Raw genomic sequence first — 13,431 nt, forward strand, 5'->3', positions numbered from 1 at the left:
AAGATCTGGTGATTATTCCGGAGGGGTTCCACCCGTTCCCATCTCGAACACGGAAGTTAAGACCTCCAGGGCTGATGATACTTGGACCGCAGGGTCCTGGGAAAGTAAGTCGTTGCCAGATAAGTAAGCAAAAAGACCGTCATAATGATGGTCTCTTTGCTTTTCACTAAAGTGAAAACTAAGTAGACAAAATGCGTGATGTTCAGGGTACCTGGGAAAGTAATATCCACACTGCAGGAGTATGCGTTACAGGACGCAGTGTGGCGAAATGCTCAACCACATTTCGTGTTTCCAGATAATTAAGCAAAAGAACTACGCTATAATGCGTAGTTCTTTTGGGATTTATGTTGATCGTGGTGAAGTATAAAAAGCCAGTAAAAAATAAATATGGAAGAATGGTGAGCGGAATGAATCAAGCAGTTTTATTTATCCTGCTAATCATGACAATTAATATTATATATGTGTCGCTGACAACGGTTCGGTTTATTCTTATGATCAAAGGATTAAAAGAGTGGGCTTCGCTATTGTCTATAATTGAAGTGTTTGTGTATTTATCTGGACTGACTATTATTCTGAATAACTTGAACAGCTACTGGAATATCGCTGCTTACTGCATCGGCTACGGCATCGGCGTGTATCTCGGAAGTAGGATTGAAGAAAGATTGGCGCTTGGTTATATCACGGCCCAAGTTATTGTCGATTCACTTGATGATCCGCTACCATTAATTTTACGTGAGAGAGGCTTCGGTGTGACAACCTGGGTGGGGGACGGCCGAGATGAAAAACGATTGGTGATGCTGGTTTTGACCAAGAGAAACCGTCAGAAGGAGCTAATGGACATTGTTGACCAGTCTACTCTAAATTCCTTTATATTATTCCAGGAAGCCAAAAGTTTCAGAGGAGGGTTTGCGAGGGGCGAAGGTACTCTACCCGCCTTTCGTGTTTTCAGGTAAGCGAATGAGCTATGCAATAAGCGAAGTCCATTCGCTTTTTTATTTAGGTTAAAGATAAAATATTACTATTGATGATACATGGACATTTGAAATATATCTAACTTGTAATATAAGCTAGTAGTTTATGAACATAATAAAACAATGGAGTTAAAGTACAAATAGGAGCTGATGAATTGATATGCCTTTTGAAGAGACCCGAGAGGATGAACCTCAAGTACAATCCCTATTGAAGGATCGGAAAAGGATTAATGAGGAAGTCAATCGCCGAATAGTCCATGGGATAAAGGAAGCGGATCTGGGATATGATTCGCTTTATAGTTTTGAAAAAGCCAGCAAGAATAAAGACTCAGAGATTCTAAGCTTGCTTTTCCGTCGAATGTTTTTTTATCGATTAAATGAGAAATTATCTGCTTATCATTGTGACCACACCTATCGCTTTAGTCGCCAAATTCTTACCCAGATGCAGTTAAGTCGAGGAGAAATCAATGAAATCCTTGAAATATTCAAGAAGAATGATGGAGTGTGTGACTGTGAGGTTCTCTATAATGTGGAGAGTCTTTTAATCGGTAAAGGTAAGTAGAGAAACGAGATTATTTTAAGCATAAGGTATTAATAAGGAAGGAAGAAAGAACGCCAGCTAAGCCTGAAGCTCAACTGACGTTCTTCCTTTAAAAAATTTTCTAGGATGGTTTCAATTTCAAAATTATTTCGCAGCAAGTCTATTCACTAGGTTTTCGTGGACTATTCGCTGTTCTTTCATCGCTTTTTTGTCAGCAATGATTTTACGCCATTTGATCATTGCATCGGCTACGATGACAATACACAGACCTGCAAGTACAACCGAGATAATGATATTAAGCGTCATTCCTTTTGGGATATAGACATGAGTCAGATTGAAGTAGGAGGCAACTAAGGTTGTTATAAAGAGGAATGCAAAGGGGAGGAATGTGATCATGGCATAAGCGATTCTGCCTGTATTTTTCAAAATTATTGTTGTTCCAATAACCAGGGCCAAGGACGCTAGGAGCTGGTTGGAAACTCCGAATAAGGGCCAAACTGTTGAGATATCTCCGCCGAAAAGGAGGTATCCCCAAGCAAAGGAAACAAGCGCAGCAGAAATCAAAGCACCTGGCATCCAGTTCACTTGTTTAAAGGGCTTGAAAACAACCCCGAGCATATCTTGAACAACATAACGGGCCGAACGAGTTCCTGCATCCACGGCAGTTAAGATAAATACAGCTTCGAACATAATGGCAAATTGGTACCAGTAGGCAATCAAGTGGTCAAGTCCAGGAATTCTGCTGAACACATAAGACATCCCAACAGCTAAAGATACTGCACCACCAGGACGACCGGCCACCTCTTCACCAATAAGCTGAGAAAGCATAGGCAGCTTATCCACAGCCATACCCAATGTAGCGAAGAGCTCGGGGGATGTATTGATGGCAAAGTAGTCCCCAACGGGAAGGGCTGAAGCTGCAATCAGGGCCATAATCGCTACAAAAGACTCTACGAGCATTCCACCAAAACCAACAATTTTGATATCTTTTTCATTCTCAAGTATTTTAGGCGTTGTACCTGCCGCAATCAAACTATGAAAACCAGAGATGGCACCGCAAGCGATGGTGATGAATACGAAAGGCCATACCCCACCAGCAATAATGGGACCTCCGCCATTGATGAATTGGGTTACTGCAGGCATTTCTAATATAGGGTTAACAAAGACAATTCCTAATGCCAGCGCTCCAATGGTACCGATCTTCAGGTAGGAACTGAGATAATCGCGAGGAGCAAGAAGTAGCCAAACAGGTAATGCAGCCGCAAAGAAGGCGTAAATCGGGAGTCCAAGTTTTAGGATAGTTTCACTATAATTAAATAAAGGAGCAAGAGCAGAGTTCTTGACATAGGGGCCAAGGATAACGGCTAGAAGAATAAGAACTACTCCTATGAAAGAGGCTTCACCGAGTTTCCCCGGGCGGATGTAACGCATATAAATACCAATAAATATTGCGATCGGAATTGTCATAACCACTGTAAAGGATCCCCAAGGATTATGCTTGAGTGCATGAACGATAACGATGGAAAGTCCAGCCATGGTGATCAACAGAACGAATAAGATCGTGATTCCAGCGGCTATACCGGTAACAGGTCCGATTTCTTTTTTAGCAATCTGGGCTAAGGATTCACCATTATGACGAATGGAAGCGAAAAGGACAACCATATCATGGACTGCACCGCCAAGTACACCACCGATGAGTATCCAAAGGGCACCGGGTAAGAAACCAAACTGCGCTGCTAAAACAGGACCAACTAAAGGTCCGGCAGCGGCAATAGCTGCGAAGTGATGACCGAAAGTTACCCAACGATTAGTTGGTACAAAATCATGGCCATCTTCCAGGCGCTTTGCAGGGGTAGGTATTCTAGGGTCAACTGCTAATACTTTTGTGGCTAAGAATGTTCCGTAAAGCCGATACCCTAGCACGAGAACACACGCTGCAGCAATTAACAAATAAAGAGCATGCATATTTTTCCCTCCTCAAATTTATGCGAAGATTATTACAATAGCATTATAAAACTGATAATTGAACTATTGAGGAAAGCAGACAAAACATGCAAAAAATCGTGCTTGTGTTGCACGATTTTAAGGTTATCTTTATTTAGGTTTATAATCCTATTTTACTACGAAAATCTTTAATATAGGTTCGACTTACAGGCACAGTTGAGGCAGCATCATCAAGCATAACTAAGTTATAGGTTCCATTAAACCAAGGAATAATCTCACGAATCTTTTCGGTATTAACAAGGTAACTCTTATGAGTCCGTAAAAACCCCAAGCGATGTTCGAGCTCAGCTAGATTATAATTCGTAGTATAGGTGTTCTTCTGAGTTTGGATAAGGACTTGGCGCCCATTAATCGTGCAATATATAATCTCATCAGGATCGAGAAGAACAATGCGTTCATTCTCTTCGATTGGAAGCTTTGATTTAGGGATTCTCTCAAGAAGTGATAGAATGCGATTATAGGCTTCGGGATTAGGAGGATGGCTTAAGCGCTTTACTTTATCAATAGCTGCATGAATTCGTTCTTCATCAAAGGGTTTGAGCACATAGTCTATAGCATTGACCTGAAAAGCTTCTAGGGCATGTTGATCGTAAGCTGTAGCAAAAATGATAAACGGCAGTTCATCAGGCTTAAGTAGCGCAATGAGTTCTCGGCAAACAGCTAGTCCAGAAATATCTGGCATTTGGATATCAAGAAAAACTACTTCCGGTTTTAGTTTTTGAATTTTCTCAAGAGCTTCCCGACCATTCTTTGCCATCTCATCAATATGTACTTCCGGCACACCATTTAATAGATAAGCGAGTTCATCCCGAGCCGGAGCTTCATCATCTACAATAAGAACATGTATCACTGAGAATATCACCTCACCATTAAAAAAATCATTTTATATGCTCAACTATGAACATTCAACATAAAAACCATTGACTTGTCAAGATTAGCTGATAAAATAATGGCGAAACTGAACTGTTAAAGGAGCCTATAAATCATGCGCCTACTCTTCCTTATGGTCGAACATATCGGACTGATCGTTGGGATTGCGTTTCTTCTTATGCGCTTCACAGCCTTCCGTAAGCTTATTGATCATAACCTCGATCTTTTCACAATCCTTAAACTTTCGCTCCTTTTTGGAATATTTGGGATTATCGGTACCTATATGGGAATCCCGATCAGAACGGGTACGGATTCATTTCTTTGGGAACCTCGCTTTAATCCTATTGGCTTCGACGAAGCCATTGCTAATTCCCGGGTGGTGGGAGTCGTCATTGGTGGTCTGCTGGGAGGACCCTGGGTCGGTATCGGGGCAGGGCTTATAGCTGGGATTCATAGAGCCATGCTGGGAGGTTTTACTGGGCTAGCTTGCGGAATTTCTACAGTGATGGGGGGCTTGATCAGCGGTCTTGTCTATCATAAGTTAGGAAACCGCAGGATGGTCTCCCCTCTAATAGCCTTGCTAACCGGAGCCATCGTCGAGACCCTACAGATGGTGATAATAGTACTTATTTCTAGACCCTTAGAAAATGCTGTCGAGTTGGTTCAACTGATTGCACTGCCCATGATTTTAGCTAATAGTATCGGAATTGCGGTGTTTGTCACAATAATTCGCTCTGTTGTCCAGAAAGAAGATCGGATTGAAGCTAACCAAGCCCAAAAGGTTCTCCATATTGCTGATCAGATGCTAAGTTATCTCGGTCAGGGTCTTACCCAAGAATCGGCAACTGCCATCTCGAGGCTTCTTCTTAAAACCATCGGGGGATCGGCTATTTCTATTACGGATCACGAAAAAATCCTTTCCCATGTGGGGGAAGGCGATGATCACCATTTACCCGGTCACACCGTATTAACCGAAGCGACCAAACGAGTTCTTCAAACAGGGATAATGTCTGTTCCAAAATCCGTAGATGAGGTTCATTGTACCCAAAAAGGGTGTCCCTTATCAGTAGCCATCATTGTCCCACTCAAGAACTTCGATAAAGTGATTGGTGTCTTAAAGTTCTATTATAAGAATCCTAAACAAATCAAACCGGTAGATATTGAAGTAGCTCAGGGATTAGGCGATCTACTCTCACACCAACTCGAAGTTGTCGGAGCACAAAACCAAGCACAACTAATTCGTGAAGCTGAAATCAAAGCCCTTCAGGCCCAGATTAACCCTCACTTCCTTTTTAATTCCTTAAATACAATTGTATCTTTAATTCGTACAAAGCCTGACTTAGCTCGGAAACTCCTGATACAGCTAGGGTACTTTTTTAGGCAGAATCTAAATACTTCCCTCCATAATTTTGTCACGTTAAAACAAGAGCTTGACCACACGCGAGCTTATCTTGATATTGAACAAGCACGCTTTACAGAAAGTCTAAGCGTTCAATTCCAAAGCGAACCCCAAATTGATAATATACTTTTACCGCCGCTGACACTCCAGCCCCTCGTGGAAAACGGGATTAGACATGGTTTAAAAGGACTTGAAAAAACAGGCGAAATCCATATTCATGCAAAGGAAACTCAGGAGGGGTATGCTCTAATCTCTGTAAAGGATAATGGGGTGGGTATACCATTAGAACGAGTTAGTGAGCTGCTTCGCCGTCCAATCGAATCTCAAGAGGGGACGGGGATTGCTTTGTACAATGTCAACCAGAGGTTAATCTCTCATTTTGGCGAAGAGGCAAGACTTCATATTGATAGCACATTAAATCAAGGCACCTGTATTTGGTTTAAAGTGCCCATTCAACAGCAAGGTATAATTAGTTAGAGAAGAAAGACCATGGTGAGAACGATCAGGCTCGATCTCCCTGGTCTTTTCCTATCTGAGATCAATTTCCTATTATTATAGTTGATTATATCTTTAAAGAATCGAACGAATAATGTACAATGTATAAGAAAAGACAGTGTATATTATTCAACAACGTCAGGAAGTGATAAAGTGTCCATGCCGTCACGCCGAGACAAAAAACGAGAAGAGTTGAGGGAAAGAATTGTTTCGACAGCTATTCGACTCTTTCAAACTCAGAGTTTTAAATCCACGACAATGGAGCAAATCTCAGAAGTCTGTGATATTGCTCGTGGGACCTTATATAACCATTTTTCTAATAAAGAATCCATTATTAAGGAGTATTTAAAGCTGACTATGCGGGATAGGGAATCTGAAATTGTTGCTCTTCTGGAAGATGGGGGGAGTACCCATTCTCAGTTATTAAAGGCTTTAATGAAAATTAATGAATGGAACGAAAATAATAAAGAGGTATTGAGGATGCATACATCATCTTGTTATAACGAGATGTTTACCCGAGGTAAGAATCATTCCACTGGAAATCTCTATAATACTTTGCTGAGAATCATTTACCAAGGACAGATTGCAGGAGAACTGAGGTCAGATATATCCCCAGAGTCCTTAACAAAGCACTTGAGCGCCTTATATACCCAATGCTTTTTAGAATGGATAAGCGGTGAAAAGCCTAATCTAGGAAAGCATGAGATGGAAGAGATGTTGCAACTATTCTTTTTCGGTGCGGCCAAGCAATCTTAGGGGGGAAGAAACTGTGAATATGATTCAATTCTTATGCGATACTACTGCTGAGGCAGATGAAAGGTTGTGGGGAGGAAAAGGCGCCAATCTCCTTCGTTTAACCAGATATGGATTTAATGTTCCGAAGGGGTTTATTATTAGCACCCATGCCTACGACCTATTCCTTAAGGATAACAATCTAAAACCTCTAATTGAAGAGTATCTTCGGCAAGTAAGTGTCGATAATTTTGACAACGCCGAAATGCGTAGCTCTCTACATTCATTACAGGATTTAATATTGAAAGGGGCACTACCAGAGCAACTCATTCCAGAAGTAGAAAGTTCGCTAAAGAAGCTAACAATTATAGACCGACCTTTAGTTGTACGATCTTCGGCCTCTTTGGAAGATTCACAGACAGCTTCCTTTGCCGGCATTCATGATTCCTTCCTCAACTTAAGAACACCTGAAGCCGTGCTGGAGAGTGTGAAAAAATGCTATGCCTCCCTATGGTCTGAAAGAGCTGTTGCTTATCGCTTGAAGATGGCAGGCCATGAATCGATTAAGCAAGCCCTTGTCATCATGGAACTAGTAGAAGCCCAAGCTTCAGGAGTTGCCTTTACCTGTCATCCTTTGACGGGGAGACTGGATTTAATTGTGATCAATGCTAACTTCGGTTTGGGAGATGCTGTAGTCAGCGGAGCCATTGAGCCCGACCAATACGAGTTATCAACAAAAGAATTAGTTCCTGCCCTTGAACAAAAAACATTAGGGAAAAAAGAAGGGATGAGCATTCCCTCTGAAGAAGGCGGCATACAATTCGTGGATAAGGTTGGAACTGCACAAACTCAGGTACTACCAGATGAAGCTGTTGTAAAACTAGCTTTAATGGTCCGGCGTGTGTATGATACCTTGGGCAAAGGTTCGGAGCATCAGGACATTGAGTGGGTGTATGATGGTCAGGAATTTCAGCTGGTTCAGGCACGACCTGTGACCAAACATCCACGGTATACTTATGATATTCTCAAAAATCAACCAGATATCTGGTCTAATTCCAATATGAAGGATGCCATGCCCATGGTGCTACCCCAATATGGTTGGCAGTTCTTAAAGCTGATCTCGGAAGAAACAATGAATACACCCATCAAAGTAACGGGTTATCCCCTCCTAAAAGGTATCGAGTTTACTCGTCTTTTTAATGGGAGAGGCTACTTTAATCTATCTTTAATGCAATGGGTGTTTTTTGATGGCCTCGGTATTTCTCCCAAGGATTTTAACGATATGACAGGCGGACATCAGCCTCAAATCTCGGTTCCTCCTGTTATGGGTAAGAGTAAGGCTGAGAAATTATGGCGTACCTTAAGGTTGGTAAGAGCCATGCAAAAAGCTCAGAAAGGATCCCAACTTGCCTTTGCTAGAGCCCGGCAATATACAGATGAGTTTACAAAAAAAGATCTATCCTTTTTAGGAGATAGGGCACTAATTCAAGAGTTTTCAACGACTATTGACGAATGTATGGTTTATACGAAGACCTTTGCGTTAGGTACCAATGCCTCCGGTTTCTCTTATTATAATTTGGCTAAGAGCCTTGATAAGGTATTTCCACAGCAGGGAACAGCCGTCACCAACAAGCTGATGATGGGGCAAGGAAACATCACCAGTGCTGAGCATGGCTATCGTTTGCTTGAATTAGCCGATCTTGCGAAAAAAGATCCAGAGGCTATGGCATTTTTTGGAGCGCCATCTTTCAATCCTTTGGCATGGAAGGAAAGTCTTTCTCCAGAATCGCCCTTCAGAATAGCCTTTGGGGATTTTCTTAAGGAATTCGGGCATCGTGCGGTTTATGAGGGAGATATAAGTAATCCGCGCTGGCATGAAGATCCCAGTTATTTACTTCAGCATATTAAAAGCATTAAGAATACCTCGAACTACGCACAGCTTAAAGCTAGTCAAGGGGAAGCAAGTCAAAAAGGCTGGCAGGAAATTATGACTAAGGTTCCTTTTTACAAACGGAGGATCGTCAAATACTATGTCAAAAAGACTGTAAAAGATTCTGAGTTTCGTGAGTCTGCCAAATCTCATCTTGTTCTCTTTGCAGCAACTGGGCGTTCCCTTGCTTTAGAAATTGAGAAACGGTTGCTCGATAGAGGAATACTTCAGCAAGCAGGCGATATTTTTCATTGTTCTTGGTCAGAGATGATTTCCATCCTCCGGGGGGATTGGGATGGAAAGGGTTTGGATCAGATCATTAAAGAACGAAAACAAAGAATGGAAGAATTTAAGAGCCTTATAGCACCGGATAACATCATTGACGGGGTTCCTCAAAAGGTCAACAGGCCACAGGCTGAACTTTCCAGTGATTCATTAAAAGGTTTGGGGGTTGCCACAGGGAAAACTGAAGGAGTAGTACGCATTATTCGCCATCCTGATGAGGGACATGTTTTAAAGCAGGGGGAAATACTGGTGGCCCCGTCCACTGATCCGGCTTGGACTCCTCTTTTCCTAAAAGCATCCGGAATCATCATGGAAACAGGAGGGTTCTTGTCCCATGGAGCAATCGTAGCTCGCGAGTATGGAATCCCGGCGGTTGTTAATGTAAGTGATATACTCAACATCCTCAAAGATGGAGAGCATGTCATTGTCGATGGGGACGAGGGGAAAATCTATCGAGGCTAACAGGTAAAATTATAGTTTAATAAAGATCAATGGCGGCCTTTGCCCCTCGAGGGTGGTCGCCATTTTTGTTTTACATGTGAAGATTTAATTGCAGAATTCACTATTTAATGACATAAATATAATATAATTAAATAATGCTTGCTTTATAACAGATTTACACCTATAATATTAAGGTGCTTCTTATGGTTTGTTAGAATACTTACTATTAGTATACTTAATATCAGAATACTTAATTTCGGGATTATTATTAATATCTTTTTAACAGGCGCATTTTATTTTCGAGGTGAACATTGATGGATATTGAAAAGACAAAAGAGATTCATCGTCTGCTTTTGGCTTTTACCGGGTTATTTCATGAGAAATACCTACTACGCTTTCGCAATGATATAGATATCCAAACGGATTTGAAAAAAAACCAAAGAAAGATCCTTAATCTTCTTTACCATGAAAGCCCGATAACCTTGACAGAGATCGGAAAGCGACTGGATATTGAAAAAGGCAGTTTAACTGCTTTAATTGATGTATTAATGGATAGAGGTCTCGTTATACGATCCAATGACCCGAAAGATCGACGTAAATGCTTAATCTATTTAAGCCCGCAAGGAAATGAATTGGTAGAACGACTGATAACCTATTATTCTGAGAAGATGGAGCATTCATTATCCAACTATGATCCCCAAGAAGTCGAGGCTTTTGAGAAGAATTTGCGGCAAGTCGTAGATTTTCTTAAAAAGGTATAGATGATTTACAGAAGTATGTAGGATTCGTTATAGAGCTTGCCTATGTAGAGCAAATTATTCTTATAGAGCAGATATTTTGGTAGATGAGAGGAAGAAATGTTTTAATGATTAGTCTAAAGAATGATAGTATCGGAAAATTATTGTGGGACTTTTCCATGCCGGCTATTGTCGGAATGCTGGTTAATGCCCTCTACAATATTATAAGCAGAATTTTCGTTGGCCGGGGTGTCGGTTCAATTGCCATAGCTGCCGTGACTGTGGCGCTTCCGGTGATGACATTAATGATGGCGATTACGATGCTCATCGGGGTGGGGGCTACTGCCCTAATCTCCATTCGTATGGGCGAGAAAAAGATGGATGAGGTTGAAAAAATTGCAGGTAACGCCACTGCTCTTTTAGTTATTTTACCTTTTTTGCTTTCATTGGTTTACTTTTTATTTGCTGATCCCATCTTAATGCTCTTTGGGTCAAGTCCAGAGGTCTTACCTTATGCTAAAGAATATGTGCATGTGATTATGCTGGGAGCCATCCCTGGTGCTATTGCCTTTGGGGTGAACAATTTTATTCGTGCAGAAGGCAACCCGCGCTTTGCTATGGAGACTCAAATTATCGGTGCTGTTATTAATATCATCTGTAACTATGTCTATATCTTTATCTTTAACTGGGGAATTGCAGGTTCTGCTTGGGCTGCTGTTACAGGACAAACGATTTCTGCAATCTGGGTGCTGAGCTACTTTCTGTTGGGCCGTAGTAAAATTAAGTTAAAATTAAGTAATTTCAAGATAGAAACGCCAATTGTTTTGAAGACCTTAACGATTGGCTTTGCACCCTTTGCTATGCAAATCGCTAACACTATTCAACAAACCATCTTGAACCAAACATTAAGCCGACATGGTGGGGATATTGCTCTTTCAGCAGTGGGAATTCTGATGAGTGTGTCCATGCTTCTGCTTATGCCTATTGTTGGTGTAAGCCAAGGAGCACAACCGATTATTGGCTATAACTATGGAGCTCGCAATTATGATCGAGTCAAAGAGGCCCTAAAGAAAGCGATTATTGCAGGAACTGCTATGGCGACATTTGGTTATATTTTATTGCTTCTTTTCGCAGTTCCAGTAGTCGAGCTATTCAGCAAAGGGGATACTGCACTCACTGAATTAACGGTACATGCCTTGCTAACATTTATGGCCGTCATGCCCGTAGTCGGTTTTCAAATTATTGGTTCCAGTTATTTTCAAGCGGTTGGGAAGCCGATTCAGTCCACTTTCCTAAGCCTTTCTAGGCAAGTGCTGTTCTTTATTCCTCTCTTATTGATACTTCCTCGTTATTTAGGTATTGAGGGAGTGTGGATTACTGCTCCTATCGCCGACGTATTAGCCATCTTAGTCACCGGAACCTTTCTGTTTTATGAAATCAAAAAGCAAAGAAAGCTAGCCCTAGCCACAGATATCCAATCATAACCTGTAAGAGTTGTTAAAAATCATTGAGATATAATGTCCCCCAACTAAACCGCTTCTAAGCAAGGAAGCGGTTTAGTTTTGTGCGCCACGTCTGTTAGTTAAACCGATTGTTTACAGATCCAAAGCAGTTTATTATCGAGTTTGATAGTGAATCCTTTATTGTAAGTGAAATGAAGTTACTTTATACTAGTAATTGTGGTAACTAATCAATTTCTTTATATTACATAATTATTTCGTTATAAAGGGGATATCTTATGGATAATGATAAAAAGATTGCCGTATTGATTGACGCGGATAATGTATCGGATAAATATATTAAGCCGATTATCGATGAAGTCTCCAATCACGGCATACCGACCTATAAGAGAATTTATGGTGATTGGACGAAACCTCAATTATCTTCCTGGAAAAACGTCCTTCTTAATTATTCGATTACTCCCATTCAGCAATACAGTTACACTACAGGTAAGAATGCAACGGATGCGGCGTTGATTATTGATGCCATGGATATTCTGTATTCCGATAATGTAGATGGGTTTTGCATCGTTTCCAGTGACAGTGATTTTACCAAACTGGCTTCTCGTCTTCGGGAAGCAGGAATGTATGTGATCGGGATGGGTGAGAAAAAAACCCCTACCCCATTTATTGCTGCCTGTGAGAAATTTAAATATTTAGAAGTATTGGCAGGAGTCTCCACAAATTCTGCTGAGAATGGGGCTCAATCGAAAAATGAGAAACATGACCCACAAAAAGATGGTATGGCTTCCCTGGATGAATTGATTCGGACCATTCGCATTATCGTAACGGAAAGCTCTGATGAGGACGGATGGGCATTTTTAGGGGAAGTAGGGAAGAGACTAAACAAACGCTATCCGGATTTTGATACCAGAAACTACGGGCATACCAAACTTACCCCTCTTATTTCCTCTTTAAAGCAATTTGAGATTCAGCCTCGTAAAACCAGTAACCCTAATATCATCCATTACTTTATCAAAGATAAACCGAAGGGTAAGTAATTATTGCAATCAAAAAAAGATAAGCTATAATTAATGGATGTTATTATATTCGTGACAAGGAGAAATGCCTAATGGAAAGACAAAAGCGTGTTGCAGCCATCCATGATATATCTTGTGTAGGAAGATGTTCACTTACCGTGGCATTGCCGATTCTTTCGGCCGCAGGACTTGATACCGGAGTATTACCTACTGCAGTCCTATCCACTCATACCGGAGGCTTTGAAGGTTTTACATATCGGGATTTAACCGAAGATATTGAGCCCATATCCAAGCACTGGCAATCCCTAAATCTGAAATTCGATGCTCTTTACAGCGGATTTTTAGGCTCCTTTGAACAGATTGACTTAGTCGCCGATCTCTTTAAAACCTTTAGAGAAGAAGGCACCTTGGTCATGGTCGATCCGGTCATGGCTGATAATGGAGTTCTCTACTCCGTTTACTCTCCAGAGATGGCCAAAGGAATGGCTAAGCTTTGTTCAATGGCTGATATCATGGTGCCCAACTTAACTGAAGCCGCCTTTATGCT

At 41.2% G+C, this 13,431-nt stretch carries 10 protein-coding genes, 1 rRNA gene and 1 pseudogene; 10 read left to right on the forward strand and 2 right to left on the reverse strand.

What is annotated here, in order from left to right; genetic code table 11:
* Positions 1 to 4 precede the first annotated feature (4 nt).
* From rrf to AAC978_RS15920, 3 genes are all read left to right on the forward strand, one after another.
* Positions 5 to 121, forward strand: a 5S ribosomal RNA gene (gene rrf, locus AAC978_RS15910).
* 286 nt (positions 122 to 407) lie between these two features.
* Entirely contained in the window at positions 408 to 953 is a 546-nt protein-coding gene (locus tag AAC978_RS15915; RefSeq protein ID WP_341549067.1) for a DUF2179 domain-containing protein, read from the forward strand.
* Between the two features lie 178 nt (positions 954 to 1,131).
* Complete coding sequence (locus tag AAC978_RS15920; protein ID WP_341549058.1) at positions 1,132 to 1,533, forward strand: DUF2695 domain-containing protein; 402 nt, start codon at positions 1,132 to 1,134, stop codon at positions 1,531 to 1,533.
* 123 nt (positions 1,534 to 1,656) lie between these two features.
* On the opposite strand, the gene AAC978_RS15925 is transcribed toward AAC978_RS15920, so the two are convergent.
* Both AAC978_RS15925 and AAC978_RS15930 read right to left on the reverse strand, forming a co-directional pair.
* The gene (locus AAC978_RS15925; protein WP_341549059.1) at positions 1,657 to 3,477 is read right to left on the reverse strand and encodes a carbon starvation CstA family protein; all 1,821 of its coding nucleotides are present in this window, start codon (positions 3,475 to 3,477) and stop codon (positions 1,657 to 1,659) included.
* Positions 3,478 to 3,616: 139 nt separating this feature from the next.
* A complete protein-coding gene (locus AAC978_RS15930; RefSeq protein WP_341549061.1) occupies positions 3,617 to 4,366 on the reverse strand; it encodes a LytR/AlgR family response regulator transcription factor in 750 nt (249 codons plus the stop codon).
* A gap of 135 nt (positions 4,367 to 4,501) precedes the next feature.
* Here AAC978_RS15930 and AAC978_RS15935 point away from each other — a divergent pair, with 135 nt between their 5' ends.
* The 7 genes and pseudogenes from AAC978_RS15935 to AAC978_RS15965 all read left to right on the forward strand — a co-directional run.
* Positions 4,502 to 6,262 (forward strand): LytS/YhcK type 5TM receptor domain-containing protein, encoded by a 1,761-nt coding sequence (locus AAC978_RS15935; RefSeq protein ID WP_341549063.1) that lies wholly within the window; start codon positions 4,502 to 4,504, stop codon positions 6,260 to 6,262.
* 177 nt (positions 6,263 to 6,439) lie between these two features.
* On the forward strand, positions 6,440 to 7,036 hold the full coding sequence (locus AAC978_RS15940; RefSeq protein WP_341549068.1) for a TetR/AcrR family transcriptional regulator: 597 nt from the start codon (positions 6,440 to 6,442) through the stop codon (positions 7,034 to 7,036).
* A 19-nt stretch (positions 7,037 to 7,055) separates the two neighbouring features.
* Positions 7,056 to 9,689 (forward strand): PEP/pyruvate-binding domain-containing protein, encoded by a 2,634-nt coding sequence (locus AAC978_RS15945; protein WP_341549069.1) that lies wholly within the window; start codon positions 7,056 to 7,058, stop codon positions 9,687 to 9,689.
* 293 nt (positions 9,690 to 9,982) lie between these two features.
* The gene (locus AAC978_RS15950; protein ID WP_341549064.1) at positions 9,983 to 10,429 is read left to right on the forward strand and encodes a MarR family winged helix-turn-helix transcriptional regulator; all 447 of its coding nucleotides are present in this window, start codon (positions 9,983 to 9,985) and stop codon (positions 10,427 to 10,429) included.
* 104 nt (positions 10,430 to 10,533) lie between these two features.
* Positions 10,534 to 11,889: an MATE family efflux transporter gene (locus tag AAC978_RS15955; protein ID WP_341549065.1), complete on the forward strand. Its 1,356-nt coding sequence runs from the start codon at positions 10,534 to 10,536 to the stop codon at positions 11,887 to 11,889.
* 254 nt (positions 11,890 to 12,143) lie between these two features.
* The gene (locus tag AAC978_RS15960) at positions 12,144 to 12,905 is read left to right on the forward strand and encodes an NYN domain-containing protein (RefSeq protein ID WP_341549066.1); all 762 of its coding nucleotides are present in this window, start codon (positions 12,144 to 12,146) and stop codon (positions 12,903 to 12,905) included.
* Positions 12,906 to 12,976: 71 nt separating this feature from the next.
* Positions 12,977 to 13,431: pseudogene (locus tag AAC978_RS15965) on the forward strand (pyridoxamine kinase); the annotation flags it as partial.

The sequence above is a fragment of the Desulfitobacterium sp. THU1 genome, assembly GCF_038181555.1.
Classification (GTDB): Bacteria; Bacillota; Desulfitobacteriia; order Desulfitobacteriales; family Desulfitobacteriaceae; genus Desulfitobacterium.

Excerpts from the sequence above, each read along its gene's own strand:
- AAC978_RS15920 (WP_341549058.1), top strand. The coding sequence starts at position 1,132 with ATGCCTTTTGAAGAGACCCGAGAGGATGAACCTCAAGTACAATCCCTA.
- AAC978_RS15925 (WP_341549059.1), bottom strand. The coding sequence starts at position 3,477 with ATGCATGCTCTTTATTTGTTAATTGCTGCAGCGTGTGTTCTCGTGCTA.
- AAC978_RS15955 (WP_341549065.1), top strand. The coding sequence starts at position 10,534 with ATGATTAGTCTAAAGAATGATAGTATCGGAAAATTATTGTGGGACTTT.
- AAC978_RS15945 (WP_341549069.1), top strand. The coding sequence starts at position 7,056 with ATGATTCAATTCTTATGCGATACTACTGCTGAGGCAGATGAAAGGTTG.
- AAC978_RS15940 (WP_341549068.1), top strand. The coding sequence starts at position 6,440 with ATGCCGTCACGCCGAGACAAAAAACGAGAAGAGTTGAGGGAAAGAATT.
- AAC978_RS15915 (WP_341549067.1), top strand. The coding sequence starts at position 408 with ATGAATCAAGCAGTTTTATTTATCCTGCTAATCATGACAATTAATATT.
- AAC978_RS15950 (WP_341549064.1), top strand. The coding sequence starts at position 9,983 with ATGGATATTGAAAAGACAAAAGAGATTCATCGTCTGCTTTTGGCTTTT.
- AAC978_RS15960 (WP_341549066.1), top strand. The coding sequence starts at position 12,144 with ATGGATAATGATAAAAAGATTGCCGTATTGATTGACGCGGATAATGTA.
- AAC978_RS15935 (WP_341549063.1), top strand. The coding sequence starts at position 4,502 with ATGCGCCTACTCTTCCTTATGGTCGAACATATCGGACTGATCGTTGGG.